We start from the raw sequence: 19587 nt of genomic DNA on the forward strand, positions 1-19587 counted from the left end.
CGTCCCATGCGACCCCCCACAGTTCACCGGAAGGGGGCGGCGGCGATCGTGTTCTTCGTGCTCGCCGTCGTCCTCGGCCTCACCCAACCGTCGGCCCTCGCCGCCCGCCCGCCCGGCCCACAGCCGGCCGCCGTGTTCGACGTGCGCGACTACGGCGCCAAGGGCGACGGATCCACCAACGACTCCCCTGCCATCGACAAGGCCATCACGGCCGCGAACTCGGCGGGCGGCGGCACGGTCCGCTTCCCCTCCGGCGCCTACAAGGCCAAGAACACCATCCACATGAAGAGCAACGTGACGCTCCAGGTCGACAAGGGCGCCACGATCCAGGGCTCGAGCGCGGACACCTACGACAAGGCCGAGACCAACCCGTACGACGACTACCAGGACTACGGGCACAGCCACTTCCACGACGCGATGATCTACGGCGACAGGCTGAGCAACATCGGTTTCGTCGGCGACGGCGTCATCGACGGCCTCGGCAACCTCATCACCGGCAACCCCCGCACCGGCGAAGCAGACAAGATCATCTCCCTCACCCGCTGCAACGGACTCAGGATCGGGGACGGCCTCACCCTGCGCCGCGGCGGCCACTTCGCCGCCCTCGTCAACGGCTGCACGAAGGTCACCTCCGACCGGCTGACCATCGACACCGCGAGCGACCGCGACGGCTGGAACGTCATCTCCACCACCGACGTCACCATCACCAACGCGCACATCAAGGCCAACGACGACGCCCTGGTCTTCAAGAGCGACTACGCCCTCGGCGCCAAGCTCCCCAACGGCCATGTCCGGGTGAGCGATTCGTACCTGTCGGCGAGGTGCTGCAACGCCCTGATGTTCGGCTCCGAGACCTGCGGGGACTTCTCCGACTACCAGTTCGAGAAGATCCGTATCGAGGGCGCCGACAAGTCCGGCCTGGGCATGGTCTCCATGGACGGCGCGAAGATCTCCGACGTCCACTACCGCGACATCAGCATGACCGACGTCCACTCGCCGATCATGGAGAAGATCGGCACGCGGAAGCGGTGCGGCAACAGCCCGGGCGTGGGATCCATCAGCGACGTCACCTACGAGAACATCACCGCGACCGGTAACAGCCCCTCCTTCAGCCCGACCCTGTGGGGGGAGAGCGGCCACCGCATCAGCGACATCACCTTCACCAACGTCGACATCACCGTGCCCGGCGGAAACGGCACCATGTCCACCGGCGTACCGAGCAACGACGCGGGCGACTACAACCCGAAGAGCATCGGGACACGGCCGGCGTACGGCTGGTACCTGCACAACGTAGACAATGTGCGATTGACCGACAGCTCCGTACGGTTCGCCGCCGGCGACGGACGCCCGGCGGTCATCGCCAACGCGGCGAGCGGCCTGCACCTCACCCGCTTCACCGCTCAGCACGGCAGCGACGCACCCTACGACATGGGCTTCCAGAACGTCACCGGCTACTGTCTGACGGACAGCCACACCACCTCCGGATCGGCGCTCCATGTCTCCGGCAGTGGATCCACGCAGAGCTGCAAATCCACGGCCATCGCACGCCCCCTCGACGTGCAGAACCCCCGCCAGGACTTCCTGCGCGCCTCCGTCGGCGGACTCTTCCTGCACTGGGGCCTGCGCACCGCCCCCGCCCACACCAGTTGCACCGCCTGGGAGAACGACGTCACCAATGGCGGATGGACACCGGACTACTGGGTGAACGAAGCCCGGAAACTGCATACGCAATACCTCGTACTGGCGACATTCCACAGCCGTCTCGGCTACGCCCGCCCCTGGCCGTCGAAGATCCCGGGCTCCTGCTCCACCCAACGGGACTTCCTCGGTGAACTGATCACCGCCGCGAAGGCCAAGGGCATGAAGGTCATCCTCTACATGACCGACGACCCCCAGTGGCACGACGAGGGCGGCCACGAGTGGCTCGACTCGGCCGCCTACTCCGCCTACAAGGGCAAGGACGTCGACCTCACCACCCGCGACGGCTTCGGCCAGTTCAGCTACGACAACTTCTTCGAGGTCATGGACCGCTACCCCGACCTCGGCGGCTTCTGGATCGACAACGACAACGCCTACTGGGAGAACCACGACCTCTACAAGCAGATCTATCAGAAGCGCCCGAACTACACGCTCAGCAACAACAACGAAGACACGCCGATCATGGATATGATCAGCAATGAGCAGAAGACGGGGATGTCGCCTGCATACGATTACCCGCAGGCTGTATACACCGCGCAACCCCGCCTGACCGAGGCCGACTTCAAACTGCCCTCGACCGGCGCCTGGTGGTACGACGGCTCCAACCCCACCGTGGACCGGATGCTCACCCTCGGTCGGCTGATCACCAACGCCGGCTCCTCCGTCAAGGCACTGATGGCGGAGACCGCCCAGGTCAACGGCACATTCCCCACCAACCAGGCCGCCTTCAACAACTTCGCGAACACCTATCTCGACCCCATCTGGGAGTCCCTGCACGGCACCGAGGGCGGCGGCTACATGTACGGCGGCCTCAAACCCGGTTTCTGGAACGACGGCGCGCACGGTGTCACCACCGTCAGCAGGACCGACCCCGACCGCCAGTACATCCACGTACTGACACCGCCCAGCACCAGCACCCTGCGCATCCGCGACAACGGCTACCGGATCGCCTCCGTCACCGACCTCCGCACCGGCGCCGCGGTCTCCTGGTCGCAGTCGGGCGGTGTGCTGACGCTGAACGGTCTGGGCGCCTGGGACCCGTACGACACGGTCTTCAAGGTCACGACCGCCGGACGGCAGGGCATCCTCTCCGGGGTCACCGTCAGCGCCAGTGCCTCCGCGAGCGGCCACGCGGGCCCCGCCGCCGGCGACGGCGACCACCTCACGTACTGGGACAACAGCAAGACCCTGCCCGTCGACCTCACCTTCGACCTCGGCAGCGCGAAGAAGGTGCGGTACATCGGACTCAACCAGCGCGAGGACTCCGTCGCCTACGCCCGCTCCGACACCGAGCAGTCCGCCCGCATCAAGGACTACAAGGTCTTCCTCAGCGACGACGGCACCAGCTGGGGCAGCGCGGTGAAGACAGGACAGCTCCCCAGCCGCCGCGGCATCCAGGGCATCGACCTGACCGCCGCCAACGCCCGCTACGTACGCCTCGAGGTCGACACCACCTGGGCCTCGTCGACCGACACCACCCGCTACAAGCGGCTGCGGATCGACGAGGCGTGGATCGGCACCGCATACGCCACACCCGCGAACGGGGGACGGTCATGACCCGCATCAGAACACTGGTGGCCGCTGTCGCCGGCCTGCTGATCGCCCCGGCCGTCCCGCTGCTCACCGCCACCCACCCGGCGGTCGCCTCCGACAACGGCCAGTCGGCCCGCCCCGCCATGGGCTGGAGCAGCTGGAGCTTCGTGCGCCGCCGGCCGACCGAGGCCAAGATCAAGGCGCAGGCCGACGCGCTGGTGGCGAGCGGCCTGAAGGACCACGGCTTCGTCAACGTCAACCTCGACGACTTCTGGCAGAAGTGCGACGACAACGGCTTCGTCGTCGACTCCTACGGCCGCTGGACCGTCGACACGGCCAAGTTCCCGGGCGGCATCAAGGCCCTCGCCGACTACGTCCACTCCAAGGGCCTGAAGTTCGGCTTCTACGTCACCCCCGGCATCGCCAAGAACGCGGTCACCAAGAACACGCCGATCGAGGGCACGTCGTACCACGCGAAGGACATCGCGGACACCTCGAAGACGGAGAAGAACTACAACTGCAAGAACATGTACTACATCGACTACGGGAAGCCGGGCGCCCAGGAGTTCGTGAACTCCTGGGCACGGCAGTTCGCCTCCTGGGGAGTCGACTACCTGAAGATCGACGGAGTGGGCAGCCAGGACATCCCCGACGTCCAGGCCTGGGACAAGGCGCTGCGATCCACCGGACGCCCCATCAACTTCGCGCTCTCCAACAACCTTTCCCTTTCCGACGCTCCCACCTGGCGGGGGCTCGCCAACAGTTGGCGCACTCAGGGTGACGTCGAGTGCTACTGCGGCCCGGACCCCAACGGCAGCGGCTACCCGCTGACCGACTGGTCGCACGTCTCCGCCCGCTTCAACACAGCCGCGTCCTGGCAGCGGTACGCCGGACCCGGCGGCTGGAACGACCTGGACTCCCTCGAGATCGGCAACGGAGACCAGGTGGGCCTCACGGCCGACCAGCGCCGCTCCCATTTCACGCTCTGGGCCATGGCGGCGTCGCCGCTGCTGCTCGGCACCGACCTCACCCACCTCGACTCCGTCGACAAGGCCATGCTCACCAACGACCGTCTCATCGGCGTCGACCAGGACGGCGTGGCGGCCGAGCGGATCGTGAACGGCGGGGGGCGGCAGGTCTGGAGCAAGAAGGAGAGCGACGGCCAGTACGTCGTGGCCCTGTTCAACACCAATACGTCAGGCAGTGCCACGGTGAGCGTGAAGTGGTCCCAGGTGGGCTTCACCGGCTCCGGTGACGTCACCGATCTGTGGTCCGGCTCGCACAAGGGCCTGATCGCCGACTCCTACAGCGCGACCCTGCGGCCCGGCGAGACCCGGCTGATCCGGGTGAGGCCCACCGCCCCCGCGAGGCCGGCGGCCGTTCCACCGGGCCTGGCCGCTTCACCGGGCATGGCCGTCGCCCCGTACGAATACCTCGGCTGGGGCAGCCCGCCCGAGCCCACCTCCGTGATGGCGGCGACCGGGGTCAAGTGGTTCACGCTCGCGTTCATCCTCTCCGACGGCACCTGCAACCCCAAGTGGGACGGCAGCCGTCCGCTGACCGGCGGCACCGACCAGTCGAAGATCAACGCGATCCGGGCCGCCGGCGGTGACGTGATGGTCTCCGTCGGAGGCTGGAGCGGGGCCAAACTCGGGGAGAAGTGCTCCAGCACCTCGGCATTGGCCGCCGCATACCAAAAGGTGATCACTGCATACAAACTACGGGCGATCGACATCGACATCGAGAACACCGAGTGGTCCAACGCCACCGTGCGCCAACGCGTCGTGGACGCCCTGAAGTCGGTGAAGGCCGGCAACCCCGGTCTGAAGACCGTCATCACCTTCGGTACGACCACCAGCGGCCCCGACTCCACCGGAGTCGACATGATCCGGCGGGCCGCGAACTCCGGTCTGGCGAACGACGTCTGGTGCATCATGCCGTTCGACTTCGGCGGCGGCACCACCAACATGGGCACCCTCACCACGCAGGCCATGGAAGGGCTCAAGAGCCGGGTCAAGTCCGCCTACGGCTACGGCGACGCCACCGCCTACGCCCACATCGGCCTGTCGTCGATGAACGGCCGCACCGACGACTCCGGTGAGCGCGTCCGCACCGCCGACTTCAAGACGATGCTCGCCTACGCGCAGCAGCACCACATCGGCCGCCTGACCTACTGGTCCGTCAACCGCGACCGGTCGTGCGGCACCGGCACCGACGGCGACTCCTGCAGCGGCGTGACGCAGCAGCCGTACGACTACCTCAAGGTCTTCACCCAGTACACGGGCTGAGAGGACAACCATGAATCCCACCAGAGCACTGCCGTGGGGCCTCTCCCTGGCACTCGCCGCACCGCTCGTCGGCCTGACCTCCGGCCCCGCCCACGCGGCCACCGACTACCAGGCCGAGGACGCGGTCATCTCCCAGGGCACCGTGGCCACCAACCACACCGGTTACACGGGCACCGGCTTCGTCGACTACACCAACGTCAAGGGCTCCTACGTGGAGTTCACGGTGAACGCTGCCACCGCGGGCACCACGTCGGCGACGCTCCGGTTCGCCAACGGGACGTCCACGGACCGCCCGATGGACATCTCCGTCAACGGCACAGTGGTCGCCCCCGCCGTCTCCTTCCCGGCCACCACCGACTGGAACACCTGGGCGACCAAGAGCGTGAACGTCCCGCTGAACGCCGGCTCCAACAAGATCCGCGCCACCGCCACCACGGCCGACGGCGGCCCCAACCTCGACCGCGTCGGCATCGGCGCGGCGGCCGACACCCAGGCCCCGACCCGCCCCGGCCAACCCAGTTGCCCGGACATCGGCGAGGACGGCCTCACCCTCGCCTGGGGCGCCTCGACGGACAACGTGGGCGTGACGGCATACGACCTCTACGAACACGGCAACAAGATCGGTGAGGTGCCGGGGAGTTCCACCTCCAAGGCCCTGACCGGCCTCACACCGAACACCACCTACGACCTGACCGTCATCGCCCGCGACGCCGCCGGCAACACCTCCTCCGCCAGCCCCGTCGTCGACTGCACCACCAAGCCCAGTTCCGACACCACCCCGCCCACCGCTCCCGGCACGCTCTCCGTCTCCGCTGTCACCGCGAACAGCGCCGACCTGAGCTGGGGCGCCGCCACGGACGACCGCGCGGTCGCCGCGTACGACGTGCGCAGCGGCACCACCGTCTACAAGACCGTCACGAGCGGTACGACGACCACACTCACCGGTCTGGCCTGCGACAGCCCGTACGCACTGAACGTCGTCGCCCGCGACGCGGCCGGCAACGTGTCCCCGCAGAGCAACACGGTGAACCTCACCACCAGGGCCTGCGCGACGGACGGCGGCGTCCCGTCCTCCATCAGCACCCTCTCCACCGGCTGGACGATCCCCTGGGGCACCTACTGGATGCCCGACGGAAAGTCCGCGCTGGTCACCGAGCGGGACGACTTCCGGGTCTGGAAGGTGACCAAGGACGGCACGAGGACCCAGGTCGGAACCGTCCCGAACGCCGTCACCACCAACGGCGAGGGCGGCCTGCTCGGCGTCGCCGTCGACCCCGAGTGGGACAGCAACCACTACGTCTACTTCATGCACACGGCCACCGAGGGCAACCGGGTCGTCCGCATGACCTACGACGGCACGAAACTCAGCGGCTACACGGTCCTGTTGCAGGGCATCAAGAAGAACCGCTACCACAACGGCGGCCGCCTCGCCTTCGGCCCCGACGGCTACCTGTACGTCTCCACCGGCGAGGCCCAGACACCCGACCTCGCGCAGGACAAGAACTCCCTGAACGGCAAGATCCTGCGCATGACGACGGACGGCAAGCCGGCCCCCGGCAACCCCTTCGGCAACTACGTCTACTCCTACGGCCACCGTAATCCGCAGGGCCTCGCCTTCGACCGCAACGGACGTCTGTGGGAGGCGGAGTTCGGCAACAGCTCCAAGGACGAACTCAACCTGATCAAGGCCGGTGCCAACTACGGCTGGCCGGCCTGCGAAGGCAGTTGCAGCGTCGCCGGAATGACCAACCCCAAGGCCACCTGGAACGTCGCGGAGGCCTCCCCGAGCGGCATCGCCATCGTCCGCAACGTCGTCTACATGGCGTCCCTGCGCGGCGAACGGCTGTGGCGCATCCCGATCAACGGCGACAACGAGAGCGTCGGCACGCCGACCGCGTACTACGTCGGCACCTATGGTCGATTGCGTACAGTCACCAAGGTGCCGGGTGCCGATCAGCTGTGGCTGTCGACGACCAACTGCGACAACAACGGAGGGGCGGCGGACGGGTCGGACAAGTTGTTCCGCCTGACCATCAGTTGACTGGCCGTCAGGCCCGGTAGAGGGCGTCCACCTCATTGGCGTAGGCGTTCTCGATCGCCTTCCGCTTGAGCTTCAGCGAAGGCGTCAGCAGCCCGTGCTCCTCGGTGAAGGGCTGAGCGAGGATACGGAACGTACGGATCGACTCGGCCTGCGAGACGAGGGTGTTGGCGGCGACCACCGCCCGCCGCACCTCCGTCTCCAGGTCGGCGTCCCGTACCAGTTCGGCGGGCGACATCTTCGGTTTGCCCCGCATCTGCAGCCAGTGCTCGACGGCGTCCTGGTCGAGGGTGACGAGGGCCGCGACATACGGGCGGTCATTGCCCACCACGATGCACTGGTTGACCAGCGGATGGTCGCGGACGCGCTCCTCCAGCACGCCCGGCGACACACTCTTGCCGCCGGAGGTCACCAGGATCTCCTTCTTGCGGCCGGTGATGGTGAGGTAGCCGTCCTCGTCGAGGCTACCCAGGTCGCCGGTGGCGAGCCAGCCGTCGTGCAGGGTCTCGTCGGTGGCCTTCTGGTTGTTGAGGTAGCACTGGAAGACGTTGGCGCCGTGCAGCCAGACCTCGCCGTCGTCGGCGATGTGCACCGTGACGCCGGGGATGGCCTGACCGACCGTGCCGTAGCGGGTACGCTCGGGCGGATTCGCGGTGGCGGCGGCGGTCGACTCCGTCAGCCCGTACCCCTCGTAGATCTGCACGCCCGCGCCCGCGAAGAACAGTCCGAGTCTGCGGTCCATCGCCGAACCGCCGGACATCGCATTCCGTATGCGACCGCCCATCGCCGCGCGCACCTTTGTATACACGAGTTTGTCGAACAGCTGGTGCTGCATACGCAGAGCCGCCGAGGGCCCGGGGCCGATACCCCAGGCCTTCGCCTCGACCGCGTCCGCGTACTTCACGGCGATCTCGACGGCCTTCTCGAACGGGCCGGCCTTGCCCTCCTTCTCCGCCCTGCGGCGGGCGGAATTGAAGACCTTCTCGAAGATGTACGGCACCGCGAGGATGAACGTCGGCTTGAACGCCTGAAGGTCGGGCAGCAGGGCGGCGGCGTTGAGCTGGGGCTGGTGGCCGAACCGGACCTTTCCGCGGATCGCGGCCACCTCGACCATCCGCCCGAAGACATGCGCGAGCGGCAGGAACAGCAGCGTCGCCGCCTCGTCGCCCTTCTTGGAATGGAACACCGGCTCCCAGCGGTCGATGACGGTGTCCGCCTCGAACATGAAGTTGCCGTGCGAGATGACACAGCCCTTGGGCCGGCCCGTGGTGCCGGAGGTGTAGATGATGGTGGCGATCGAGTCGGGGGTGACCGCCTGCCGGTGCCGGTGCACCGTCTCGTCGTCGAGGTGAGCACCCGCGTCGTACAGCTCCTGCAACGCGCCCGCGTCCAGCTGCCACAGCTGGCGCAGGTGCGGCAGCCGGTCGATGACGGTGGCGATGGTCATCGCGTGGTCCTCGTGCTCCACCACCGCCGCGGACACCTCGGCGTCGTACAGCATCCAGAAACACTGCTCGGCCGAGGAGGTGGGGTAGACCGGCACCACCTGGGCGCCGATCGTCCACAGCGCGAAGTCGAAGAGGGTCCACTCGTAGCGGGTCCGGGAGACGATCGCGACCCGGTCGCCGAAGCGGACGCCACGGGCCAGGAGTCCCTTGGCCAGGGCGAGGACCTCGTCGCGGAACTCGGCGGCGGTCACATCGCGCCACCGGCCGAGTTCATCCTTGCGGCCGAGCGCGACGTGCAGCGGGTCCGCGAGGGCATGCTCGAAGACGACGTCGGCCAGACCCCCCACCGGTGGCGCCGACGCCAACGGAGGGTTCGTGAACTCGCGCAAACCCGCTCCCCGCTCCTTGTGACGCTCGCCCAGCGCCGTGAAAGCTACCCCACCCGCACACCCGGGCGGGAGGGGGGCGGAAACCGAGCAAAGCTCACGTTTGTGTAGGCCAACGACCGGAAAATGCCCGCACATGGGGAAGGGTCGGACAGAATCCTTACGGTTCAGTAAGTTTCGCCGCCGTAATCTCCACCGAATCTGTACGCCGCGATTACGGCGCCCGCAGCACGCGAACGTCCACTCGGACCGTGCGTTTTGTGCCACTCGGCGTCCCGGACCATGCGCCACCCGCGTCCCGGAGCAACGGCCATGACGCGGCGGGGCGTGCTCGGAGAACGCGGTGCGCAGAGCCCCCTGTGACCCTGGCCGGGCCTCGCGCACGGCGTTCTGTATGCAGGTGTTGTATTTTGTATGCAGACGGTGTGTGATGTCAGCTCCGCCGATGCAGCCGCTCCCCGCCCGCCAGGATCGCCGCCGCGAGCGCGTCCGCCGCGTCCCGCGCCGAAGCGCGGACACGTCCGTGCACCAGGACGAAGTCGACCCTTCCGAGTGCCGGAAGCCCCGCCCGCTCCGGTACCCGGAACAGGCCGGGCGGGATCATGCCCCGGGAATGCGCCATCACACCGAGGCCGGCCCGCGCCGCCGCGACGAGCCCGTTGAGACTGCCGCTGGTGCAGACGATCCGCCACGACCGGCCCTGCCGTTCCAGGGCCTCCAGCGCCAGCGTCCGGGTGATCCCCGGTGGCGGATACACGATCAGCGGCACCGGCCGGTCGGGATCCAGGCGGAGCCGTTCGGCGCCGATCCAGACCAGGTCGTCGTGCCAGACCAGCTCGCCGTGCGGGTCCTGAGGGCGGCGCTTGGCCAGGACGAGGTCCAGTTTTCCGGTGGCCAGCTGTTCGTGCAGGGTGCCCGACAGCTCCACCGTCAGCTCGAGATCGACCTCGGGATGGTCGTACCGGAAGCCCTCGAGGATCTCCGGCAGCCGGGTGAGGACGAAGTCCTCCGACGCGCCGAACCGCAGCCGGCCGCGCACACGGGTGCCGGTGAAGAACGCCGCCGCCTGCTCGTGCGCCGCCAGGATCCGGCGGGCGAAGCCGAGCATGGCCTCGCCGTCCTCGGTCAGCTCCACGGAATGCGTGTCCCGCAGGAACAGCTGGCGTCCGACGGCGTCCTCGAGCCGGCGCACGTGCTGGCTGACGGTCGACTGGCGCAGCCCGAGCCGCCGGGCGGCCCGCGTGAAGCTGAGCGTCTGGGCCACCGCGAGGAAGGTGCGCAGCTGCGCGGGGTCGTACACACGCCGAGGGTATATCGCGGAATGTGATGACAGTCAGAGTGGTGTGCGGCATTCCCGATCGGGTTGCCGAGGAGGACCATGGAGGGAGGTCCTCCGGCTGTGGGGCACCTCTCAAGCGCAGCGTACGAACGTAGATGGAGCACTGTGAAACGCCTGCACCGGCCGAGTCGGATGCCGATCGACCCGTACATCCTGCTGCTGCTCGGCACGGTGGGCCTCGCAGCGCTGCTGCCGGCCCGGGGCACGGCCGCGGATGTCGCCTCCGGCGCTTCCACGGCCGCGATCGCCTTCCTCTTCTTCCTCTACGGCGCCCGGCTGTCCACCCGTGAGGCGGTGGACGGACTGAAGCACTGGCGGCTCCACGTCACCGTCCTGGCCTGCACCTTCGTCGTCTTCCCGCTGCTCGGCCTGGCAGCGCGAGGGCTGGTGCCGGTGCTGTTGACCCAGCCGCTGTACCAGGGCCTGCTGTTTCTCACGCTCGTTCCGTCGACGATCCAGTCGTCGATCGCGTTCACCTCGATCGCCCGCGGAAACGTGCCCGCGGCCATCTGCGCGGGTTCCTTCTCCTCGCTGGTCGGGATCGTGCTCACCCCGCTGCTGGCGGCCGGCCTGCTCGGCAGTGCCGGCGGCGGGTTCTCCGCCGACTCGCTCGCGAAGATCGTGTTGCAGTTGCTCGTGCCGTTCCTCGCCGGGCAGGTGCTGCGGCCCCGGGTGGGGGACTTCGTCGCCCGGCACAAGAAGGTCCTCGGGCTGGTCGACCGCGGCTCCATTCTGCTGGTCGTCTACACCGCGTTCAGCGAGGGCATGGTGCGGGGGATATGGCACCAGGTGAGCGCGGTCCGGCTGGCCGGGCTGCTGGCCGTGGAGGCCGTACTGCTCGCCGTGATGCTCGCCCTGACCTGGTACGGCGCCCGCGCGCTGCGCTTCGGCCGTGAGGACCGGATCGCCATCCAGTTCGCCGGGTCGAAGAAGTCCCTTGCCTCCGGGCTGCCGATGGCGAGCGTGCTGTTCGGCGCGCACGCCGCGCTGGCGGTCCTGCCGTTGATGCTCTTCCATCAGATGCAGCTCATGGTGTGCGCGGTCATCGCCCGGCGCCGGGCACGCGATCCGGAGACGCCCGTGACGCCGACGGCGTCGGCCGCGGCGTCACGGACCGCCGCCGGCAGCGGGCCACGTACCCGCTGACGGCTGCCGGGACCGTCGCTCTCCCCGGTTGTTCAGCTTGCTCCGTGGCCTTTGCCGATGTGGTCCAGGGGCAGCCACAGCACGGTGTCCTCGGTGGGCTCCGGCTCCGGAGGGCCGGCCAGTTCGTCGTCGTTCAGCGCCCGGTCCCAGACGTGCACGTCGTCGATGGCGCCGGTGAAGAAGGCCCGGCTGTCCATGCGCTGGCCGATGTGCACGCCGAACGGGGAGTTGCGGCTCACGGAACCCGGGACATCGGCTACGGAGGATTGCATATCGTCTACGAAAATCGTCAACCGGCCGCCGCCGCGGCGCAGCGCCAGATGATGCCACCGGCCGTCGTTGTAGGCGCCGACGGTGCTCACGGTCGCCGTACGCACAGCGGTCGCGCCGTCCCGTACGGTGATCAGCCCGCGCACGCGGTCACTGTCCGGCTCGCCGCGCAGCCAGACCTGGGGCTGGGTGGTACCGATGCCGCCCATCCACAGCAGTGGCTGCTCGCCGGTCGTGGCGGTGTAGCGGAACCACAGCGACGCCGTGAAGTCCTTGGTGCCCAGCGGCAGCCGGGCCCGGTACGGCAGTCGTACGGCGTCGTCGACGCCGTCGAGCTCCAGCGCGCCGCCCGACACACCGTCCGTCTCCTCCGCGCCGCCGAGCACGGCCGCGTGCGGGGCGTGCGGGGCGAGGTCGGCGGTGGTCGGGTCGGGGCCGCGGCGCGGGGTGAGCCAGTCCTCGGTGAAGCGGGCGAACCGGATCTCGTCGCGGGCGTCGACCGCACCGCCCTCGTACATCAGGCCCACCGTGTCGTGGTCGACACGCACCAGGTCGGAGTAGCCGGACCAGTCCGTGGTGACGACCGTTCCGCGGTCCACGCTGTCCCAGGTGCGTCCGCCGTCGTAGGAGGAGCGGATCATCATCGTCCGGCGGCGGTCCGGGTCGCCCGGGCAGGCCAGCAGGATGCGGTCGCCCAGGCGCAGCGTCGAGCCCTGCACCTGAGGGGCGTAGAGGTCCGGGAGGTCGCGGAACGGGGTGGCGAAGCTGTCGCCGCCGTCGCGGCTGACCGTCTGAGTGCGGTGGCCGAGGTCGGTGCCGTCCTGTTCACGGCCGCTGACGAGGACGGAGCCGTCGGCGCGCTCGGTGAGGGTCAGTTCGGACGGCTTCTGCCGGAAGGTGCCGTCGGCGGCGATCGGCCAGGTGTCGGTGGCCCCGGCCCTCCAGTGGTCGCCGTCGTCGTCGCTGACGATCAGCGCCGCGTGGTTGGCGGTGACCCTGCTGCCGTTCCAGGTCTCGGTGTTGACGCCGAACACCAGCCGCCCGGCGTGCCGGCCCCGGGTGAGCTGGATGCCGTGCACCGGTCCGGTCGCGTACCAGGAGTTCCAGTCGGGAGGCAGGATCTCCGGGCTCAGGTCGCGCGGCTCGGACCAGGTCAGGCCGTCGTCGTCGCTGTACTGGAGGTGCGGTGTACGGTCGCAGGGGACCTGGCAACTCCCGCTGTCCGTACGGCCGGTGTTGTAGGTCTCCGCCAGCAGGACGCGGCCCGTCGCGCGGTCCACGATCGGTGCAGGGTTGCCGTGCGTGTCACCGGCGCCCTCGGTGACGACCCGCAACGGGCTCCAGGTGCGGCCGCCGTCGGCGGAGCGCTTCACCACGATGTCGATGTCGGCCGCGTCCCCGCAGTTGAGGACCCGTCCCTCGGCGAACGCCAGCAGTGTGCCCTTTGCCGTCCGCACGATCGCGGGGATGCGGAAGCAGGCGTAACCGGGGTCCTGCGAGGCCTTGAAGAGGACCTGCTGTTCGAAGTCGGCCGAGTCGGCTGCGGAAGCGGCCGGTCCGGCCTGTGCCGGGTGCGGCAGCAGGAACGGAAGGAGCACCGCGGCCGCCGTGAGAACGGCGGCCAGGATGTGTCTCGGGCGTGCACGAAAACCTGACGGCATGGTGCGACCTGCCCTTCATCCACCTGATCCGGCATCCGGACATCCGGATCTCTGGACATTGGGACATCGGGACATTCCACGTCCAACGTGCTTTCCCACGACGGTAGTTGGCTCCTCGGGCGCCCCACAAGAAGCGTGCGGCCACTTCCCGGGAGCGGCGGGACGGGTCAGGGGCGCAGCACCACCTTGCCGAGGTTGCTCCGCGACTCGATGACCTCATGGGCGCGGGCCGCGTCCTCCAGCGCGAATTCCCCGTGCACGGCGGGCCGCAGCGCGCCCTCGCTGAACAGCCGCCACAGCTCTACCCGCCACCGCTCGTACAGCTCCGGCCGGCCTCGGGCGATCCGGGCCATCTGGAACCCGATCACCGACTTGGCGCCCACCAGGAGGTCGTACGCCTGGATCGTCCCGCCGCCCGAGCTGTACGCCACCAGTCGGCCGTCCGGGGCGAGTGCGGCGATCGCGGGCGTGAGCAGGTCGCCGCCGACCGCATCCAATATGCAGTCGACGGGATCCCCCCAGTTGTCGTCCGTGTACGAGATGACGTCGTCGGCGCCGAGAGAGCGGACGAAGTCCGCCTTGGCCGGGTCGGACACGGCGCCCACCACCCGGGCGGCGCCGCGCAGGCGCGCCAGCTGGACGGCGAGGTGGCCGACGCCACTCGCGGCCGCCGTGACCAGAACCGCCTCGCCGCGCTCCGGCCGCGCCGCCTCCAGGGCGCCGAGTGCGACCAGTCCGCTGCGGACCAGTGCCACAGCGTCGACGGCGGAGGCGGCCTCGGGCACGGGGGAGGCCATCGCCTCCTGGAGAATCGCGAAGTCGGCGTACCCGTGCCCGAAGCACAGTCCCGTCACACGCCGGCCGGCCTCGAACCGGGTGACCCCGTCGCCGACCGCCACGACCTCCCCGGCGATCTCACCGCCCAGCGGGACCGGTTCGGCGACCTCGGTGACCTTGCGTACGACCGGGAGGGTGAGGCCGACGGCCTCGGTGCGCACGAGCAGCTCGCCGCGGCCGGGCTCGGGCACCGGGGCGTCCTCCAGAAGCAGTGGGCCGCCGGGGGACTCGTACCGGACGCGACGCATCGCACCTCCTGAAGAAGCGGACGGAGCGCGGGAGTACCCTCTTGAACCGTCCGCAATCGTTGGGAGCCCCAACGTTAGAGGGTATTCGTTGGGAAGTCCAACGGTTGGCCGGTAGGCTGTCCGCATGGCCGAAGCCCCCCTTTCCGCGATCCGTTCCCTCCCCAGCTGGATCCTCGGCCGGGCGGCCGCGCGCGGCCGGGCGCTGGTCGCCGAGGCGCTGGCGGCGCAGGACATGAAGATGTGGCACCACGTCGTACTCTCCGCCGTCCGCGATCTCGCCCCCGTCGCCCAGGCCGACCTCGGCCGCAGCATCGGACTCGACCCCAAGGACCTGGTGGGCGTACTCAACGACCTGCAAGCCGCGGGCCTCGTCGTCCGCGCACCGGACCCCCGCGACCGCCGCAAGAACGCGGTCTCCCTGACCGACGAGGGCGCCCGGCTGCTCACCCGCTGCGAGAAGGCGGCCCGGGAGGCGAACGACGCGCTGCTCGCCCCGCTGTCGGCGGCCGAGCGCGACCAGTTCATGGACCTGCTGACCCGGATTTCCGGTACGGACGGCGTATGACGGCTAACGTTCCGTCATGACCGCACCTCTCACTCTCGATCCGGCGCGCACCGCCCTCGTCCTCGTCGACCTGATGGACCGCATCGTCGCGCTGCCCCTGGAACCCCGCAAGGGATCCGAAGTCCTCATCGTCGCCGAGCAGTTGGCGACCGTCTTCCGGTCGGCCGGCGCGCCCGTCGTGCTCGTCCGCGTCGAACGTCCCGGCGTCGCCGAGCAGCCGTCCGGCAGCGGACTGGTGGCAGGCCTTCCGCGGGACGGCGACCTGGAGATCGTGAAGCGTACGATCGGTGCCTTCCAGGGCACGGACCTCGCCCCCCGGCTGCGGGAGCGAGGAGTCACCACGCTCGTGTTCGGCGGCATCGCCACCAACCTCGGCGTCGAGTCCACCGCCCGCGCCGCCGCCGACCTCGGCTACGACCTCGTCTTCGTCGAGAACGCCATGGCCGCCTTCACCGCCGCCGAGCACGAGGCCTCGGTCACGCTGGACTTTCCCCGGCTGGGTACGGTGGTGCGCGCGCAGGACCTGCGGCTGGAATCCTGACCGGCCGACGGCAGGCCGGCAGACCCACGACCGAGGCGGGTCAGCCCTGGGCGGCCGCGGCCCGCAGAGCGATGCGGTCCTCGCCCGCGTACACGTTCATGGAGCTGCCACGCAGGAAGCCCACCAGGGTCAGCCCGGTCTCGGCGGCCAGGTCCACCGCCAGCGAGGACGGTGCCGAGACCGCCGCCAGCACCGGAATGCCCGCCATCACGGCCTTCTGCGCCAGCTCGAAGGAGGCCCGGCCGGAAACCAGCAGGATGGTGCGGGACAGCGGCAGGTCCCCGTTCTGCAACGCGCGCCCGACCAGCTTGTCGACCGCGTTGTGCCGGCCCACGTCCTCGCGGACGTCCAGCAGCTCCCCGTCCTCGTCGAACAGGGCCGCCGCGTGCAGACCGCCGGTCCGGTCGAACACCCGCTGGGCCGCTCGCAGCCGGTCGGGGAGGGCCGCGAGCAGTTCGGGCGCGACACGTATCGGGGGCCTGTCGGCGATGGGCCAGCGGGCCGTCGTACGGACCGCGTCCAGGCTGGCCTTGCCGCACAGCCCGCACGAGGAGCTGGTGTACACGTTCCGCTCCAGCGTGAAGTCGGGGAGCGCGACGCCGGGCGCGGTCTTCACGTCCACCACGTTGTAGGTGTTGGAGCCGTCGACCGTCGCCCCCGCGCAGTAGACGATGTTCAGCAGATCGGATGTGGTCGCCAGGACACCCTCGCTCACCAGGAACCCCGCGGCCAGCGCGAAGTCGTCGCCCGGCGTGCGCATGGTGATCGCGAGCGGTTTGCCGTTGAGTCTGATCTCCAGGGGCTCCTCGGCGACGAGCGTGTCCGGGCGGGCGGAGACCGCCCCGTCGCGGATGCGGATCACCCTGCGTCGTTCGGTGACTCGTCCCATGTCCTGATCAGCCCCGGTTCTGTACGTGCTGGTAGCCATCTCATTGTCCTGCACGTGCAGCGTGGAGGACAGCACGCCAAGGGTTGCATGCCGACCGTTCACCGCATTCTGAATACCGTTCATCGCATACGGTCGACGTGCCCGGTTTTCAACGTCCCTGCCCGGCCCCTACCGTTCGGCCTCATGAGCAGCCCCCCTGTCGCGCCCCCGGGATGGAGCCGCTGGCTCGTCCCGCCCGCCGCTCTCTCCGTCCACCTCTCCATCGGCCAGGCCTACGCCTGGAGCGTCTTCAAACCGTCCCTCGAAGCCGCGCTCCACCTCGACGGCACCGAGAGCGCCCTGCCGTTCCAGCTCGCCATCGTGATGCTCGGCCTGTCGGCCGCGTTCGGCGGCACACTCGTCGAACGCAACGGCCCGCGCTGGGCGATGACCGTGGCCCTCGTCTGCTTCTCCTCGGGCTTCCTGCTCTCCGCGCTCGGCGCGCAGACGGAGCAGTACTGGCTCATCGTCCTCGGCTACGGCTTCGTGGGCGGTATCGGTCTCGGCATCGGCTACATCTCACCCGTCTCCACCCTGATCAAGTGGTTTCCGGACCGGCCCGGCATGGCCACCGGCATCGCCATCATGGGCTTCGGCGGCGGTGCGCTGATCGCCTCGCCCTGGTCGGCGCAGATGCTCGACTCGTTCGGCACGGACCACTCCGGGATCGCGCTCGCGTTCCTCGTCCACGGTCTTTCGTATGCGGTCTTCATGTCGCTGGGCGTCCTCCTCGTCCGGGTCCCGCGCGCCGACAGGCACGAGGACCGCGGTGTGAGTTCCCTCGAGGGCGTTCAGGTGTCGGCCCGCAGCGCGGTGCGCACCCCTCAGTTCTGGTGCCTGTGGGTCGTGCTCTGCACCAACGTCACCGCCGGCATCGGCATCCTGGAGAAGGCCGCGCCGATGATCACGGACTTCTTCGCCGACAGCTCCACGCCGGTGTCGGCCTCCGCGGCCGCCGGCTTCGTGGCCCTGCTGTCGGCGGCCAACATGGCCGGCCGGATCGGCTGGTCGTCGGCCTCCGACCTGATCGGGCGCAAGAACATCTACCGGGTCTACCTCGGCGTCGGAGCGCTGACATACCTGCTCCTCGCCCTGGCCGGCGACTCGGCCAAGCCGCTGTTCGTCCTGTGCGCACTGGTGATCCTCTCCTTCTACGGCGGCGGCTTCGCGACGATCCCCGCCTATCTGAAGGACCTGTTCGGCACCTACCAGGTCGGCGCGATCCACGGACGGCTGCTCACCGCCTGGTCGACCGCGGGCGTGCTCGGGCCGCTGATCGTGAACTGGATCGCCGACCGCCAGGAAGCGGCCGGCAAGCACGGATCCGCGCTGTACGGGCTGTCGTTCGCGATCATGATCGGCCTGCTCGTCGTCGGGTTCGTCGCCAACGAGCTCGTACGCCCCGTCCACGCCCGTCACCACGTCCCCGCGCCGAGGGAGGCCGCCGATGTCCAGCGACACCAGTCCGCCTAGCCGACGGGGACTGATCGCGTTCGCCTGGCTGTGGGTGGCCGCGCCGCTCGGGTACGGGCTCTACGAACTCGTGCACAAGGCGACCCAGCTGTTCACCGGGTGAATGCTCGGGCGTCCGAGGGTCTGACAGAAGCCGACAACACCGGCGCCCGATTCCTGTGGCTTCACCTGCCGTCGTACCCGTGAGTCACTGCCCAGACTGGTGGATCCCGCTGCTTACGCTGAACGAGGGGACCCCAGTTGAACGGCTCGCGCATCATCGCCATCGGCCACCACCAGCCCGCCAAGGTGCTCACCAACGAGGACCTGGCGGGCATGGTCGACACCAGTGACGAGTGGATCCGCAGCCGGGTGGGCATCCGCACCCGGCACCTCGCCGGCCCCGACGAGCCGGTCGACGAACTCGCCGCGCACGCGGCCGCCAAGGCCCTCGCCGCGGCGGGCCTGGCCCCCGCCGACATCGACCTGGTCCTCGTCGCCACCTCCACGGCGATCGACCGCTCCCCGAACAACGCGGCCCGGGTCGCGGCCCGGCTCGGTATTCCGGAGCCCGCCGCGATAGACGTCAACGTGGTGTGCGCGGGATTCACCCACGCCCTGGCCACCGCCGATCACACGGTCCGCGCCGGTGCCGCGACCCGCGCCCTGGTCATCGGTGCCGACAAGATGTCCGCGGTGACCGACTGGGCCGACCGCAGCACCTGTGTCCTGGTCGGGGACGGGGCGGGGGCCGTCGTCGTCGAGGCGTCCGGTGCGGGGGAGGAGCCCGGGATCGGGCCGGTGCTGTGGGGTTCGGTGCCGGAGATGGGGCACGCGGTGCGGATCGAGGGCACACCGCCGCGATTCGCGCAGGAGGGGCAGAGCGTCTACCGCTGGGCCACGACCCGGCTGCCGGCGCTCGCCCGCAAGGCGTGCGAGCGCGCCGGAACCGCCCCCGAGGACCTCGCCGGAGTCGTCCTGCACCAGGCGAACCTGCGCATCGTCGAACCCCTGGCCGAGAAGATCGGTGCTGTCAACGCGGTGGTCGCGCGCGATGTCACCGAATCGGGCAACACCTCCGCCGCCAGCATTCCGCTGGCCCTGTCCAAGCTCGTCGAGCGGGGCGCGCTCTCCAGCGGTGACCCCGTCCTGCTGTTCGGCTTCGGCGGCAATCTGTCCTATGCCGGGCAGGTCGTACGGTGCCCTTGA

Annotated in this window: 14 protein-coding genes; 9 read left to right on the plus strand and 5 right to left on the minus strand. The window is 69.4% G+C overall.

Annotated elements, in window-relative coordinates:
• Positions 1-6 precede the first annotated feature (6 nt).
• From ACWGJM_RS10000 to ACWGJM_RS10010, 3 genes are read left to right on the plus strand one after another with little or no spacing between them, the layout of a single operon-like run.
• Positions 7-3255: a glycosyl hydrolase family 28 protein gene (locus ACWGJM_RS10000; protein WP_453411165.1), complete on the plus strand. Its 3249-nt coding sequence runs from the start codon at positions 7-9 to the stop codon at positions 3253-3255.
• Entirely contained in the window at positions 3252-5519 is a 2268-nt protein-coding gene (locus ACWGJM_RS10005; protein ID WP_453411166.1) for an alpha-galactosidase, read from the plus strand. The genes ACWGJM_RS10000 and ACWGJM_RS10005 overlap by 4 nt, the downstream gene beginning before the upstream one ends.
• A gap of 10 nt (positions 5520-5529) precedes the next feature.
• The gene (locus ACWGJM_RS10010; RefSeq protein ID WP_453411167.1) at positions 5530-7560 is read left to right on the plus strand and encodes a PQQ-dependent sugar dehydrogenase; all 2031 of its coding nucleotides are present in this window, start codon (positions 5530-5532) and stop codon (positions 7558-7560) included.
• 7 nt (positions 7561-7567) lie between these two features.
• On the opposite strand, the gene ACWGJM_RS10015 is transcribed toward ACWGJM_RS10010, so the two are convergent.
• Both ACWGJM_RS10015 and ACWGJM_RS10020 read right to left on the minus strand, forming a co-directional pair.
• The gene (locus ACWGJM_RS10015) at positions 7568-9394 is read right to left on the minus strand and encodes an AMP-dependent synthetase/ligase (RefSeq protein WP_453411168.1); all 1827 of its coding nucleotides are present in this window, start codon (positions 9392-9394) and stop codon (positions 7568-7570) included.
• A gap of 430 nt (positions 9395-9824) precedes the next feature.
• On the minus strand, positions 9825-10691 hold the full coding sequence (locus ACWGJM_RS10020) for a LysR substrate-binding domain-containing protein (protein ID WP_453411169.1): 867 nt from the start codon (positions 10689-10691) through the stop codon (positions 9825-9827).
• A 171-nt stretch (positions 10692-10862) separates the two neighbouring features.
• On the opposite strand from ACWGJM_RS10020, the gene ACWGJM_RS10025 reads away from it, so the two are divergent.
• On the plus strand, positions 10863-11876 hold the full coding sequence (locus ACWGJM_RS10025) for a bile acid:sodium symporter family protein (protein WP_453411170.1): 1014 nt from the start codon (positions 10863-10865) through the stop codon (positions 11874-11876).
• Between the two features lie 32 nt (positions 11877-11908).
• Here ACWGJM_RS10025 and ACWGJM_RS10030 read toward each other — a convergent pair whose 3' ends face one another.
• Both ACWGJM_RS10030 and ACWGJM_RS10035 read right to left on the minus strand, forming a co-directional pair.
• On the minus strand, positions 11909-13807 hold the full coding sequence (locus ACWGJM_RS10030; protein WP_453411171.1) for an exo-alpha-sialidase: 1899 nt from the start codon (positions 13805-13807) through the stop codon (positions 11909-11911).
• A gap of 167 nt (positions 13808-13974) precedes the next feature.
• Positions 13975-14892 carry a quinone oxidoreductase family protein gene (locus ACWGJM_RS10035; RefSeq protein WP_453411172.1) on the minus strand — a complete coding sequence of 306 codons (918 nt, stop codon included), beginning with the start codon at positions 14890-14892 and terminating at the stop codon, positions 13975-13977.
• Positions 14893-15016: 124 nt separating this feature from the next.
• Here ACWGJM_RS10035 and ACWGJM_RS10040 point away from each other — a divergent pair, with 124 nt between their 5' ends.
• Complete coding sequence (locus tag ACWGJM_RS10040) at positions 15017-15457, plus strand: MarR family winged helix-turn-helix transcriptional regulator (RefSeq protein ID WP_453411173.1); 441 nt, start codon at positions 15017-15019, stop codon at positions 15455-15457.
• 16 nt (positions 15458-15473) lie between these two features.
• On the plus strand, positions 15474-15998 hold the full coding sequence (locus ACWGJM_RS10045; protein WP_453411174.1) for an isochorismatase family protein: 525 nt from the start codon (positions 15474-15476) through the stop codon (positions 15996-15998).
• 40 nt (positions 15999-16038) lie between these two features.
• Here ACWGJM_RS10045 and fdhD read toward each other — a convergent pair whose 3' ends face one another.
• Positions 16039-16887: a formate dehydrogenase accessory sulfurtransferase FdhD gene (gene fdhD, locus ACWGJM_RS10050; RefSeq protein ID WP_453411175.1), complete on the minus strand. Its 849-nt coding sequence runs from the start codon at positions 16885-16887 to the stop codon at positions 16039-16041.
• A gap of 183 nt (positions 16888-17070) precedes the next feature.
• Between fdhD and ACWGJM_RS10055 the strand changes: the two genes are divergently transcribed.
• The 3 genes from ACWGJM_RS10055 to ACWGJM_RS10065 all read left to right on the plus strand — a co-directional run bounded on the left by ACWGJM_RS10055 (position 17071) and on the right by ACWGJM_RS10065 (position 19587).
• A complete protein-coding gene (locus ACWGJM_RS10055; RefSeq protein WP_453411176.1) occupies positions 17071-18399 on the plus strand; it encodes an OFA family MFS transporter in 1329 nt (442 codons plus the stop codon).
• Positions 18374-18502: an MFS transporter small subunit gene (locus tag ACWGJM_RS10060; protein ID WP_453411177.1), complete on the plus strand. Its 129-nt coding sequence runs from the start codon at positions 18374-18376 to the stop codon at positions 18500-18502. The genes ACWGJM_RS10055 and ACWGJM_RS10060 overlap by 26 nt, the downstream gene beginning before the upstream one ends.
• 137 nt (positions 18503-18639) lie before the next feature.
• Entirely contained in the window at positions 18640-19587 is a 948-nt protein-coding gene (locus tag ACWGJM_RS10065) for a beta-ketoacyl-ACP synthase III (RefSeq protein WP_453411178.1), read from the plus strand.

It is taken from the genome of Streptomyces sp. NPDC054834, from assembly GCF_053611185.1.